We start from the raw sequence: 13,480 nt of genomic DNA, 5'->3' as shown, positions 1-13,480 counted from the left end.
ATGATGGTGTGCGAATTCAAGCCTGGATTGGATGGCATCCCCGCCGCCCAATCCAGTATTAGCAATGTTGACGGGCAAAAGGGAATACTAGAATATCGTGGCATCCAAATTGAGGAATTGGCTTCAAAAAGTACATTTCTGGAAACTGCTTATCTTCTCATTTGGGGTGAGTTGCCCACAGCGGAAGAACTGGCAGCATTTGAGTATGAAGTTTGTGAACACAGGCGGATAAAATATCGCATCAGCGATATGATGAAATGCTTTCCCGAAAGCGGTCACCCAATGGATGCTTTGCAAGCCTCTGCGGCTGCGTTGGGTTTGTTTTATTCGCGCCGTGACTTGGATAACCCTATTTACATTCGGGATGCAGTTGTTCGCCTGATAGCAAAGATTCCGACAATGGTGGCGGCGTTCCAGTTGATGCGAAATGGTAACGATGCAGTACGTCCCCGTGATGACTTGGACTATTCCGCCAACTTTCTGTACATGCTCAATGAGAAAGAACCTGATGCACTGGCGGCGCGGATTTTTGATATCTGCTTGATACTTCATGCTGAACATACGATGAACGCCTCCACCTTCAGTGCCAGGGTAACGGCGTCTACACTAACTGACCCATACGCAGTGGTAGCGAGTGCTGTGGGAACGTTAGGAGGACCGCTGCATGGTGGAGCCAACGAAGAAGTGATTCAGATGTTGGAAGAAATTGGCTCTGTGGAAAATGTGCGTCCTTACATTGAGGACTGTCTGGAACGCAAATCCAAAATTATGGGCTTTGGACATCGTGTTTACAAAGTGAAAGACCCACGCGCTACAATTTTGCAGGACTTAGCGGAACAACTGTTTGCCAAATTTGGGCATGACAAGTACTATGACATTGCCCTAGAAATGGAAAGGGTAGTGGAGGAAAAACTGGGTCACAAAGGAATTTATCCTAATGTTGACTTTTACTCGGGTTTGGTGTATAGAAAATTGGGAATTCCTACAGACTTGTTTACACCAATATTTGCGATCGCCCGTGTTGCCGGTTGGTTAGCACATTGGAAAGAACAGCTCGAAGAAAACCGAATTTTCCGTCCTACCCAGGTTTACGACGGTAAGCATGCCGTTCCTTACATTCCCATCGAGCAGCGTTAGAGGGATAGGGGATTAGGGATTAGGGATAGGGGATTAGGGATAGGGGATAGGGAATTTCCCAGTCCCCAATTGCTAGTGCCCAGGAACCGATTGGCACTGGAACGCGAAGAAATTCAAGGGATAGGGAATTTCCCAGTCCCCAATCGCCAGTCCCAGTCCCCAATCGCCAGTCCCAGTCCCTTTATTAGGGAATTCTAATCCTTACTATAGGTAGAAATTCTCGTCTAGCTAAAGGGGCAAAAACCATGCAACGATATACTAGGCATGGGAATTGCAAAAAATCTTAAATTTTGTCCCGTGCCGTCATGGCTCGGGTTTCCACACTTCCCCCAAGGTTTTATGAGCAAATTTACAGTTATTAACAAGCGTGGATAGTTGTAAATGACAATGTTCTGATGACTTGAAGAGCAAAAGCACATGAATTCAGGAATTGATCTGCAAGGAACTTTTATTGAATCCCTTAGGGATTTAGGATTGAGCGCTGGCATAGCCAAAGCGATTTGGATGCCACTGCCAATGATTTTGATGATTATTGGTGCCACTGTGGGCGTGCTGACCTGTGTTTGGTTAGAACGGAAGATCTCGGCAGCAGCACAGCAGCGGATTGGTCCTGAATATATTGGTCCTTTGGGTTTGCTGGCTCCTGTGGCGGATGGTCTCAAGCTCGTTTTTAAAGAAGATGTGGTGCCAGCTCAGTCTGATCGGTGGCTGTTTACCCTTGGTCCAATCATCGTGACGATTCCAGTATTTCTGTCATATTTGATTGTGCCCTTTGGGCAGAATCTGGTGATTACAGATGTTGGGATGGGGGTCTTCTTGTGGATTGCCTTGTCTAGCGTTGCACCGATTGGCTTGTTGATGGCTGGTTACGCATCTAACAACAAATACTCTCTCTTAGGAGGGTTGCGGGCAGCAGCACAGTCGATTAGCTATGAAATTCCTTTGGCACTAGCGGTGCTGGCGATCGCCTTGATGTCGAATAGCCTCAGCACGGTTGACATTGTCAATCAGCAATCTGGCTACGGCATTATTGGCTGGAACGTATGGCGTCAACCAGTCGGTTTCATTATCTTTTGGATAGCCGCCCTTGCTGAATGCGAACGATTGCCCTTCGACTTGCCCGAAGCTGAAGAGGAACTGGTTGCTGGTTATCAGACAGAGTACTCTGGCATGAAATTCGCTCTGTTCTACCTGAGTTCCTACGTTAACCTAGTACTTTCTGCCCTGCTGGTATCAGTTTTATACCTAGGCGGTTGGGATTTTCCAATTCCCATTAACTTGATAGCTGGTTGGTTGGGAGTCAGCGAAATAAATCCTGTTTTGCAGATTGTCACCGCCGGTTTGGGAATCACCATGACCGTACTCAAAGCATACTTCCTCGTCTTTCTGGCAATCCTGTTGCGTTGGACAGTGCCACGGGTTCGGATTGACCAATTGCTAGATTTAGGATGGAAGTTCTTACTGCCTGTTGGTTTGGTTAACTTGCTACTCACTGCAGCCCTGAAACTTGCGTTTCCCGTTGCCTTCGGAGGGTAATAGGGGCTGGGGACTGGGCAATGGGGACTAGGGACTGGGGACCACTCCTTCGGGGAAGTCAAAATTCAAAATTCAAAATTCAAAAAAAGAATTTTACTTTTGACTTTTGACTTTTGACTTTTGAATTGTTTGGTCCCCAATCCCGAATCACCTATTACATAAAAAGAGAGAGAGACACGAAAAAAAAATGTTAAAGTTCCTCAAACAAGTTGGTGATTACGCCAAAGAAGCGGTGCAAGCTGGTCGTTACATTGGTCAGGGATTATCTGTTACCTTCGACCATATGCAGCGGCGTCCAGTCACCGTGCAGTATCCTTACGAGAAACTGATTCCTAGTGAGCGGTTTCGCGGTAGGATTCACTTTGAGTTTGATAAGTGCATTGCCTGCGAAGTTTGTGTTCGGGTTTGTCCGATCAACCTGCCTGTAGTGGATTGGGAATTCGACAAGGCAAGCAAAAAGAAAAAGCTCAATCACTATAGCATCGACTTTGGAGTTTGTATCTTCTGCGGTAACTGCGTGGAATACTGCCCAACTAACTGTTTATCGATGACAGAAGATTACGAGCTTTCCACCTACGATCGCCATGAATTGAACTATGACAGCGTGGCGCTTGGTCGTTTGCCTTATAAGGTCACTAACGATCCAATGGTCACACCGTTGCGCGAACTCGTTTACCTACCCAAAGGCGTCATGGATCCCCACGGCGTACCTGGTGATGCACCTCGCGCGGGTGCGCGTCCAGAAGACCTTGTGGAACAGGAAAAGTAAATGGTAGTAGTTAGTGGTGAGTTGTTAGTAGAAAACAAGAGCGACTCACCACTAAATGCCAATAATTAACAAATGTACAGACGCGTTATGGCGCGAATGTACAGACGCTTCAAACAGCGCGTCTCTACAATTAACAAATGACTGAGGATAAAAAACAGTGAATCTAGCGGAAGGAGTACAGGTTGTTTCTTTTGCCATACTGGCAGTGATGTTGATTGCAACAGCGCTGGGTGTGGTACTGTTTGACAACGTCGTCTATTCTGCCTTTACGCTGGCAGGCGTATTTGCTAGCATTTCTGGGCTGTACCTGTTGCTAAATGCTGACTTTGTAGCAGCAGCGCAATTGCTCATTTATGTTGGTGCAGTGAACGTATTAATTTTGTTTGCCATTATGTTGGTAAACAAGCGGCAAGCTTTTACGCCCTTCCCCACCGCTTGGGTACGCAAAGCACTCACGGGTGTAGTCAGTCTGGGATTGTTTGCTCTTTTGAGTACGATGGTGTTAACAACTCCTTGGTCACTGTCTACTGCTACGCCTCCAGGCAACACGATTGTTTTAATTGGTCAACATTTCTTCAGTGACTTTTTACTGCCTTTTGAACTAGCTTCGGTTTTGCTGTTGATGGCGATGGTGGGCGCGATCATTTTGGCACGTCGCGAGTATCTGCCTGAACAGGTCATTTCTGGAGAAAAACAGCAAGTTTTGACCTTACCAGAACGCCCCAGAGAACTGGTATCAATCGGTGAATCGAGCCGCAATATTCAGTAAACAGTTATCAGTAAACAGCGCAAAATGATAATTGGTAACTGATAACTGATAACTAATAACTGATAACTGACAAGGGGGACAGCAAGATTCATGCCAATTCAGTACTTTTTATTACTTGCAGCAGCTTTATTTTGCATCGGCATCTATGGCTTAATTACCAGCCGCAATGCCGTAAGAGTGCTGATGTCGATTGAGTTGCTGCTCAATGCCGTTAATCTGAATTTAATGGCGTTTTCTAACTTTCTCGACTCAACAGAAATTAAGGGTCAGGTATTCACCGTATTCGTGATCACCGTAGCAGCAGCTGAGGCGGCGGTAGGTTTGGCGATCGTACTTGCCATCTATCGCAACCGCGATACTGTTGATATGGAGCAGTTTAATCTCCTGAAGTGGTAATTCTGTGGATCTCAAGCAAGTCATTATTGCTTACAAAGCACGAGATTCCCAAAGTAAACGCTGGGCAGAAATCTGTGCTAAGCAACTAGAACATCGCCAATGCCACGTTTTGATGGGACCAAGTGGACCAAAAGATAACCCATATCCGGTCTTTTTGGCTTCAGCAGGACAACCCATTGATCTCGCTTTGGTACTTGGCGGTGATGGTACTGTTTTAACTGGAGCAAGACACCTAGCCCCAGCTGGCATCCCAATACTAGCAGTGAACGTGGGAGGTCATCTGGGGTTTTTAACTGAGTCTGTAGAAGAGTTTCAAGATACTGAACGAGTTTGGGATCGGCTGTTTGAAGACCGTTATGCTATTCAGCGGCGGATGATGTTGCAAGCCGCAGTGTTCGAGGGAAGTAGCACAAATTTGGAACCAGTTTCTGAACGTTACCTCGCTTTAAATGAAATGTCTGTCAGACCCGCTTCTGCTGACCGCATGATTACCTCAGTCCTAGAAATGGAAATTGATGGTGAGGTGGTCGATCAATATCAGGGAGACGGGTTGATTATTTCTACTCCCACTGGTTCCACAGGTTACACCGTGTCTGCAAATGGTCCGATAATACATGATGGTATGGAAGCGATTACCATCACTCCCATTTGTCCGATGAGTCTTTCGAGTCGTCCCTTGGTCTTACCCCCTGGTTCTGTTGTCAGTATTTGGCCTTTGGGGGATTACGATTTGAGTACCAAGTTGTGGATGGATGGGGTCTTGGCGACTTCCATTTGGCCCGGACACCGTGTTGATGTGCGGATGGCAGATTGTCGGGCTAAGTTTATTGTTTTACGAGAAAACAACTCGTATTATCAGACGCTGCGAGAGAAGTTGCTGTGGGCAGGAACAAGGATTCGCTACAGTAGTGCCAGTCATGCTAATTGAATCATAGATCCGCATGACCCCACCACGCCAGTCGCCTGCGGAGGGAAACCCTCCTGCAGCGCTGGCTCCCTAACCCCTCCCCGCAAGCGAGGAGGGGATAGAAACAGAACATGCGTGTCAACAATCACGCTCAAACACTCAATTTCCGCGTCGTTTTAGATCCCCGAACAGAGTTAAAAAGGGGGCTAAAATTTTATTTCCCCCCTTAAAAAGGGGGGATTAAGGGGGGATCGAAAATCTAGATGGTATAGCAGGGGACTAGGGACTAGGGACTGGGGACTGGGTGAAAAGCCTTTTTGTGTCTAGGTTTTATCATCTGTTGATGTCCTAACCACCTTGGCTGTTGCTATACATCAAAAATGTTCAAACGCTTGTCAATAATGACTTTTGGCTTAAGTTGACACCAATGCAAACAGAAGCGCTACACGTCGGCACAAACTGCATCTGCTTCTACCTCTATCAACATCGCCGGATTTATTAGGGATTTGACTTCCACCATTGTTGTAGCAGGCGGATTTTCACCAAAAAATTCTTGATGCGCCTGTCCAAATTCAGCCCAACGGCTAATATCTGTAACAAACATCCGAGTCCGCACCACACAGCTTGTGTCTGCGCCTAAGTCTTGCAAAGCCTTGTGGATAATTTCAAAACACCGTTTTGCTTGCGCGTAGGCATCGCCAGGAGCAAACACTCCTCCCGCTTCATCAACTGGTGCTGTACCAGAAACATAAATTTGGTTTCCGGCTCTTACGGCTCGACAATAACCTACTTTTGATTCCCAGGAAGCACCGGAAAAAGTTCGCATGACTGGCATGATACTATCCTAAAGCTAAACCAGAAGAAATTTTACCTGTAATAGCTTCTCAATCTACATTCGTACTTCGGGTTTGGAAGCAAGATAAGTAGTACGATCGCTTTTAATCTCTGAGCCTCCGTAGCAAGCTCGCTATCTAATTGTGTTGTATAGTTGCTCACCCGTAATTTCACTAGCAAAGTACAAAGACACAAAGAGACACACTATCAAGCCTTGCTAAATATTTTTGTGTCAGAATTAACGCAAGCGCTGGTTGTTGTCAACAATGGCTTTGAATACTGGGCAAAAGTTGAAGGGTGGCAAGTACACTATCGAGACTGACTTAGGGCGGGGACGCTTTGGCATTACCTACCTGGCTAGGGATAGAAATGGCAATGGTCATGTAATCAAAACTCTCAACGAGCAGGTGCTAAATGATCCCTCAGAGTTCGAGAGGTGGCAGCGCAATTTTGCCGAAGAAGCCTTCAAACTAGCTATGTGTAAACATCCCCACATAGTTGAGGTTGAGGAGCCTTTTCAAGAGGCAGGGCTGTGGTGCATTGCGATGGAGTACATTGAGGGGACGAATCTAGCTCACCGCGCCCAAGCTAAATTGCCAGAGGCAGAGGCGCTGCGCTATATCCAGCAAATAGGCGAGGCGTTGAGCGTAGTTCACAGTAATAATTTAGTGCATCGGGATGTTAGACCAGAAAATATTATGGTGCGAACCGCTAAATCAGAAGCGGTGTTGATTGATTTTGGGCTAGCACGGGAATTTGACCACGATCTAACTATGACCCGTGCTGGTGATGCCGCTGAGGGTTTTGCCCCACCTGAATTGTACTTACGCAACGGCAAACGAGGAGCGTTTACGGATGTTTATTCTCTGGCGGCGACGCTGTATGTTCTCTTGACGGGACAATTGCCTACAAGTGCTAAAGAGCGCAAGTTTGCCAATGCTGGTTTAGTTCCACCTAAGGAAATGAATCCTCAGATTAGCGATCGCACCAATCGAGCCATTCTTGCAGGAATGGAGCTAGAAGCCAAAGACCGCCCTCAGACGGTGCGGGAATGGCTGGATTTATTAGGATTGACAATTATTGCTCCTAGCCAACCGCCACTTCCAGTTGCAAAGATGTGGAAATGGGATGCAATGACTTTTTGGACGGCATTGGCAGCGTTAGCAGGACTGTTGGCTGCAATCATGGCTTTGATAACTTACTTGAAACCTCCCTCTCCGCCTTCTTCCAATCCAACACCAGCCGCTACGCCACAAGTACCAACAAAACCAACAAAACGGTAGCTCTTTCTTTATAAAAGCAGGGTCATACCATAAAATCAGTTATTTAAACAAATTTGGTTATGGAATGGGTAGAAGGTAAGCGGTTGCAAGGAGGTCAGTACATAATTGAAAAGGTTCTAGGAAGGGGCGGCTTTGGCATTACCTATCTAGCCAGAACTAGCAGCAGGCAGTTGGTTGCTATCAAAACCGTGAACAAAATGGTGCAAGATAGCATTGACTTTGCCAGATGCCAAAAAGAATTTGAAAATGAGGCGCGAAGGCTCCAGCAATGTAAGCATCCCCATATTGTATCGGTTCACGACTTATTCCTAGAGGGGCTGTTGTGGTGCATGGTGATGGAGTACATCTCTGGGGAAACTTTAGCAAGTTACGTTGACAAGCAGGGTGTTTTGTCGGAAGCCGATGCATTACATTACATTAGGCAGATTGGTGAAGCGCTGATTGAGGTTCACAAGAATGGCTTGTTGCATCGGGATGTGAAACCACGCAACATTATGCTGCGCTCTAATAGCTCTGAAGCTGTCTTAATCGATTTCGGCGCTGCACGGGAGTTTACCCATAACCACACACAAACTCATACAGAAGTGGTATCTCAGGGCTTTGCGCCCTATGAGCAGCATTTCAAACGCCATAAACGGGGAAAATATTCGGATGTTTATGCTACAGCGGCAACGCTGTATTTTATGGTAACTAAAAAAGTGCCTCCAAATGCCTTAGAAAGAAAAGAAGGCGAGCGATTAGTACCACCAAAGCAGCTTAATCGGCGGATCAGCAATCGCGTAAATGAGGCAATTCTCCAAGGGATGTCACTTGAGGCAAGCGATCGCCCTCAGTCAATGCAGGAGTGGCTGAAGTTGTTAGAACCGCCTAGCGAACCCGATACCCGAAGCACAAGAATTATCCCTTGGAAGTCGCTAATAACAGTATTCATTCCCTACGTAGTAATAGGCTTGCTCTTAGCCTATAACTCTGCCCCCCTTTGGGTTTTGGCTGTGAGTGGATATGTGGCTATGGGTGTGGCTGTGGCTGGGGCTGTGAGTGGATATGTGGCTATGGGTGTGGCTGTGGCTGTGGCTATGGGTGGGGCTGTGGCTGTGGCTATGGCTGTGGCTATGGGTGGGGCTGTGGCTAACGCTGTGGTTACCGCTGTGGCTGGGGCTGTGGTTGGGGCTAGTAGGGATTTGGCTGAGGCTAGGAAGAGGTTACTAAAGTCCTTCAGCCGATTTCACACCTTTCTAATTTTGGCTGCAACTTTTGAGTTAGGTTTGGGGGTGGGGTGGTTGGGGTGGTTGGTGTATCTGATGATATTTCCAAAACGTTGAGCCTGCATTAGTTGCAGGCTGACAATCCCCAAAGAAAGCACGGACAAACTCAAAAGGATTGCGTATGGCACACTTGTTTTGGTCAACTGGGGTAGAATGCGATCGCGCTTTTGTGTGACACTCAGCATTAATGCGATTGATCGCCCTAGCCTGTGTTTTAAAATCAAGCATGAGAAACCAAAGCGAGGAAATTTGCCGCGCTGACGATCGCGATATCCTGATAACTGCCTAAGGATAGCAGATGGCGATAGCGAAGCGCTGCGGCGAAGCGCCGATCGCACTTATTTTGGTCAAATGGAGTAAACTGCGACGGCGCTCTTAAATTAAATAAAGATAAGATGTTCTTCGCCAAAGTACTAAATCAGGTTACTGTCAAACTACGCTTGGCGATTGTCAGCAAAGCTCTTCCAGTTCGTTCATCTAACTGGGTGATTTTAACAACTTATTTAGAAACCAAATTATGCGCCATATCAAACTCGCTCCAAATTGGTTGCGGTTTCTAATTGTCGTGGTGTTGGTGCTAGGTGTCTTTTTTCGCTTCTTCAACGTTGACGGCAAAGTTTATGGACACGATGAAACTTACACTTCATTGCGGATTTCTGGTTATACAACGACAGAAGTCAGGCGGCAAATCTTTAATGGTCGTGTCGTTAATAAGGAAGCTTTTGCTAAGTTCCAGCGTATTAATCCTGATAAAAATTTAGGTGATACAGTTAAATCTTTAGCAATAGAAGACCCTCACCATCCACCGCTTTATTACGTTATAGCACGATTGTGGGCGCAAATCTTTGGCACTTCGGTAACAGCTATCAGAAGTTTGTCTGTCATTATTAGCTTGTTAGTATTTCCCTGCTTTTATTGGCTGTGTCGAGAATTATTTAACGTGCCGTTCTCAGTACCATTTGTGGCGATCGCACTTATAGCAATTTCCCCCATTCATCTCATCTACGCCCAACAAGCACGGGAATATATTCTTTGGATCGTCACGATATTACTTTCCAGCGCTTCTTTGCTGCGAGCTTTGCGACTAGAATCAGAACAGCGATTACCAGATCGCACCTTGGCATGGGGAATTTATACACTCACTTTAGCACTCAGTCTTTATACATCTTTGTTAAGTGGATTCGTAGCGGTTGCTCATGGAATTTATGTCATGGCAACTACAGAATTTCGCTGGACTAAAAAAGTCGAAATTTACACATTAGCATCACTTACAGGTTTTTTAGCCTTTACTCCGTGGATTTTAGTGATTCTTACCAACCTGTTGCAATTTCATCGTAAAACAGCAGGAACAACAGGAAAATTATCACCATTGGCTTTAATTCAATCTTGGCTAATTAACTTAAGCCGTATTTTTTTTGATTTAAACTTTGGCTTAGAAAATCCCCTCAGCTATCCAATTTCCTATATTTTTTTAATCTTACTGGGATACTCACTTTATATTCTTTGTCGTACAACCCACCCAAAAATATGGTTATTTATCGTGTTATTAATTACTGTACCAGCAATACCTTTAATGCTGCCAGATTTTATTTTTGGAGGGACGCGCTCAACAGCAGAGCAGTATTTAATACCTTCTTTTTTAGGTATTCAACTAGCAGTCACTTATCTGTTCGCTTATCAGCTATATGATGGGATTATTTTACTCCGGAGAATTTGGCAGACGGTATTAGTGGTGGTGATTATGGGTGGTGTAGTTTCTTGTGCAGTGAGTTCCCAAGCAGAAACTTGGTCAAGTAAGGGTGTTAGTTCTGGAAACCCACAAGTTGCCACAATCGTCAATCAGGCTTCTCGCCCACTGTTGATTAGTGATTCTTTTGGCATTAATTATGGAAATGTATTTTCTCTTAGTTACCTTGTCGAGCCAAAAGTGCGGTTTTTGTTGGTGAAGGACAAAAATATTCCCACAATTCCCAAAGGTTTCACGGATGTTTTTTTACTGAACCCTTCAAGTACTTTACGTAAAGGAATTGAAAAGAAGTATAAGTTTAAAATCAATAGAGCTTACGGTGACAAATATTACTCACTATGGAAAGTAGCCAAACTTTCATTCAGTAAAAAATATGCCTAAAAAATTTGATAGTGGTGTGTTTCATTACATTAACACACCCTACGTATTTAAAATTTTATTTATAAATCTAGTTTTCATGGTAACATAATCCTTCAAATCCATATTTATCAATAATAAACCTCTTGTAAAAGTCAAGAACATAAAAATGAAACTACAGATAAACCTTGCCCTCGAGCGAAGCGTAGACGCTCTCTGGACGGCATCCCGCAGGGTAGGGACAGATGGACGCAGATAATTCATCTGTGTTTATCTGTGGTGTGGTTCTAAATACTAAATATAGACTTTGGTAAGAGATATCGTGAACTACAGCTAAGGGATTTCCAAGAAATAAATTATCCATCTTGTGGGGGAGCCAGCGCGAATGACGGCTTTCCGGACAGAGGCGACTGGCGTTGGGCGTCCCCGCCCGCCCAGTTTATAGGACGGGCTGTCCGGCCCATCCCACAAGAAAAAGTTGGATATTTTTTTATTTATTTGGAAGTCCCTAAATATGAGATATAGCGCTTCTGGTTTAGATGAAGTAATTATTTATCTGTGTCCGTCTGTGTCCATCTGTGGTTCTCCTAACTTGATGTATTGCACTCAACTCCCGAACCGCTATAGACTTATATCTTTCGAGTCTGGTTACTAGATTAACTTGATTTCTGATTATGTAATTTTAAAAAACTTTTGGAGAACCTTTTGATGAAGTATTCGATACTCACTTCAAGATGGTTACGGTTTATCATTATCTTCCTATTGGTGGTGAGTGGATTCTTTCACTTCTTTAATCTTGATAAAAAAGTTTACTGGCACGATGAAGTCTATACATCGATGCGAGCAGCAGGCTTCACACGTGACGAAATAGACCAAGAACTTTTTCAAAATCGCATAGTTCCAGCACCACAGTTACAGAAATATCAGCAGATAAAACCAGGGAGTACTCCAGCAGACACAATCAAATCTCTAGCAATAGAAGATCCACAGCATCCACCTTTGTACTTTTTGATAGCAAGGTTCTGGATGCAAGCTTTCGGCAGTTCTCTGGCTGCATCGCGTGCTTTGCCAGTGTTATTTAGCTTGTTGGCATTGCCCTTGATGTATGGTTTGGCACAAGAACTTTTTGCCTCACGTATAGTAGCAACACTAGCAACAGCGTTATTAGCTATATCTCCCTTTGATATCCTGTTTGCTCAAACAGCAAGGCAGTATAGTTTGTTAACTGCTGCTGTGATTGGCAGTAGTTTTTTGCTACTTCGGGCTTTACGTTTACCAACATGGCAAAATTGGGCGTTGTTTACCTTGGCAAACACGATAGGTTGGTATACTCATCCCTTTTTTGGTTTAACAGTAGTTGGTGAGGGAGTCTATGTCCTGCTGTTACTAATTACAGGAAAAAAGCAAGAAGCACCAAAAGCTTTGCAAGCAGTTATCAAATTTTTTCTGGCAGTTTTCTGTTCGCTTCTGTTGTATCTTCCCTGGATAATTGTACTGTTTACTAATTACCAACGTGCATCTGCCACAACAGATTGGACTAGAGTCAATGTGGAATTCATCTACCTTGTAAAGTTGTGGATTCTCAGCTTTAGTTCCCTGTTTTTAGACTTAGACTTTGGCTTTGACAGTGTCTGGACTTATCTGCTGCGATTGACAGTTATCCTAGTTATAGGAATCGCAATATATACATTATGCCGTCGCACGAGTCGAGGAACCTGGCTATTTATCCTGACTTCAATTTTTGTGCCTTTTTTCATGTTGGTGTTACCAGACTTGCTGTTAGGAGGAAAACGTTCTGCAGTTAGCCGCTACCTGATATCCTGCTACCCAGGAATACAACTAGCTGTTGCTTACTTATTGGCAACTAAAATTCTGGATGGACGCCGAGTCTGGCGCGGTGTTATGATGCTGCTTATGAGTGGAGCGATCGCATCCTGCACAGTCAGCGCTTTCTCCGATTCTTGGTGGAACAGAGATTTAAGTTACTTCAATGCTGAAGTTGTTCGGCGCATAAATGCCACTTCATCTGCAATAGTCATTAGTGAAATTGGTGATGACTATACAAACACAGGCGATTTGATTTCCATGAGTTACCTGCTGCATGACGATGTCTCACTGTTGCTGCTGAGTCAACCTCCGCAATTAGAAAATGTCAAATCTTTATTACCAGATAGCATAGAACCTTTTGTGTTTCGACCCTCTAAAAAATTTGTTGAAAGTCTGAAGCCAGAACAAGGACAGCTTGTCCAAGTCTTTCCAGAGGCGAGACTTTGGCAGATTAAGAAGCAATACAGTTCAGTTAAGGATTGATCCTCCCTAGCCCTCCTTAAAAAGCAGGGAACTAAGCCCCCTTTTTAAGGGGGTTGGGGGATCTTAACAAAACTAAACACCACTAACTGAACCGTATTGGATTAAGAAGTGATATAGCAATCTTAAACTATTCGTGAACAACAAGATTCCCGACTTCTTCAAGAAGTCGG

The 13,480-nt window shown here is 44.7% G+C and carries 12 protein-coding genes; 10 read left to right on the top strand and 2 right to left on the bottom strand.

The annotated features are described in order from the left end of the window. The 6 genes from V5G28_RS05665 (at nucleotide 1) to V5G28_RS05640 (ending at nucleotide 5,535) form a co-directional block, all read left to right on the top strand. Nucleotides 1-1,137 carry a citrate synthase gene (locus tag V5G28_RS05665; protein WP_332993790.1) on the top strand — a complete coding sequence of 379 codons (1,137 nt, stop codon included), beginning with the start codon at nucleotides 1-3 and terminating at the stop codon, nucleotides 1,135-1,137. A gap of 417 nt (nucleotides 1,138-1,554) precedes the next feature. Continuing rightward, on the top strand, nucleotides 1,555-2,673 hold the full coding sequence (gene nuoH / locus V5G28_RS05660) for an NADH-quinone oxidoreductase subunit NuoH (RefSeq protein ID WP_332993788.1): 1,119 nt from the start codon (nucleotides 1,555-1,557) through the stop codon (nucleotides 2,671-2,673). A 187-nt stretch (nucleotides 2,674-2,860) separates the two neighbouring features. Continuing rightward, the gene (gene ndhI / locus V5G28_RS05655; protein ID WP_332993785.1) at nucleotides 2,861-3,442 is read left to right on the top strand and encodes an NAD(P)H-quinone oxidoreductase subunit I; all 582 of its coding nucleotides are present in this window, start codon (nucleotides 2,861-2,863) and stop codon (nucleotides 3,440-3,442) included. A 157-nt stretch (nucleotides 3,443-3,599) separates the two neighbouring features. Then, nucleotides 3,600-4,211, top strand: a complete 612-nt coding sequence (locus V5G28_RS05650; RefSeq protein WP_332993783.1) for an NADH-quinone oxidoreductase subunit J — start codon at nucleotides 3,600-3,602, stop codon at nucleotides 4,209-4,211. Between the two features lie 90 nt (nucleotides 4,212-4,301). Next, nucleotides 4,302-4,607 (top strand): NADH-quinone oxidoreductase subunit NuoK, encoded by a 306-nt coding sequence (gene nuoK / locus V5G28_RS05645; RefSeq protein ID WP_096566082.1) that lies wholly within the window; start codon nucleotides 4,302-4,304, stop codon nucleotides 4,605-4,607. A gap of 4 nt (nucleotides 4,608-4,611) precedes the next feature. Continuing rightward, the gene (locus V5G28_RS05640; protein WP_096566084.1) at nucleotides 4,612-5,535 is read left to right on the top strand and encodes an NAD(+) kinase; all 924 of its coding nucleotides are present in this window, start codon (nucleotides 4,612-4,614) and stop codon (nucleotides 5,533-5,535) included. 421 nt (nucleotides 5,536-5,956) lie between these two features. Here V5G28_RS05640 and V5G28_RS05635 read toward each other — a convergent pair whose 3' ends face one another. Further along, nucleotides 5,957-6,349 (bottom strand): RidA family protein, encoded by a 393-nt coding sequence (locus tag V5G28_RS05635; protein WP_332993776.1) that lies wholly within the window; start codon nucleotides 6,347-6,349, stop codon nucleotides 5,957-5,959. A 265-nt stretch (nucleotides 6,350-6,614) separates the two neighbouring features. Between V5G28_RS05635 and V5G28_RS05630 the strand changes: the two genes are divergently transcribed. Continuing rightward, nucleotides 6,615-7,631, top strand: a complete 1,017-nt coding sequence (locus V5G28_RS05630) for a serine/threonine-protein kinase (protein WP_332993774.1) — start codon at nucleotides 6,615-6,617, stop codon at nucleotides 7,629-7,631. Nucleotides 7,632-7,690: 59 nt separating this feature from the next. Continuing rightward, nucleotides 7,691-8,953, top strand: coding sequence for a serine/threonine protein kinase (locus V5G28_RS05625; RefSeq protein WP_332993772.1), 1,263 nt, complete (start codon nucleotides 7,691-7,693; stop codon nucleotides 8,951-8,953). Between the two features lie 163 nt (nucleotides 8,954-9,116). Here V5G28_RS05625 and V5G28_RS05620 read toward each other — a convergent pair whose 3' ends face one another. Next, a complete protein-coding gene (locus tag V5G28_RS05620) occupies nucleotides 9,117-9,305 on the bottom strand; it encodes a hypothetical protein (RefSeq protein ID WP_332993769.1) in 189 nt (62 codons plus the stop codon). A gap of 108 nt (nucleotides 9,306-9,413) precedes the next feature. On the opposite strand from V5G28_RS05620, the gene V5G28_RS05615 reads away from it, so the two are divergent. Both V5G28_RS05615 and V5G28_RS05610 read left to right on the top strand, forming a co-directional pair. Then, nucleotides 9,414-11,024 carry a glycosyltransferase family 39 protein gene (locus V5G28_RS05615; protein ID WP_332993767.1) on the top strand — a complete coding sequence of 537 codons (1,611 nt, stop codon included), beginning with the start codon at nucleotides 9,414-9,416 and terminating at the stop codon, nucleotides 11,022-11,024. Between the two features lie 684 nt (nucleotides 11,025-11,708). Then, the gene (locus V5G28_RS05610) at nucleotides 11,709-13,310 is read left to right on the top strand and encodes a glycosyltransferase family 39 protein (RefSeq protein WP_332993765.1); all 1,602 of its coding nucleotides are present in this window, start codon (nucleotides 11,709-11,711) and stop codon (nucleotides 13,308-13,310) included. Nucleotides 13,311-13,480: the final 170 nt, after the last annotated feature.

This window comes from Scytonema sp. PRP1, from assembly GCF_036697665.2.
Taxonomy (GTDB): Bacteria; Cyanobacteriota; Cyanobacteriia; order Cyanobacteriales; family Nostocaceae; genus Kalymmatonema; species Kalymmatonema gypsitolerans.
This window is presented reverse-complemented; position numbering and strand designations above follow the sequence as displayed.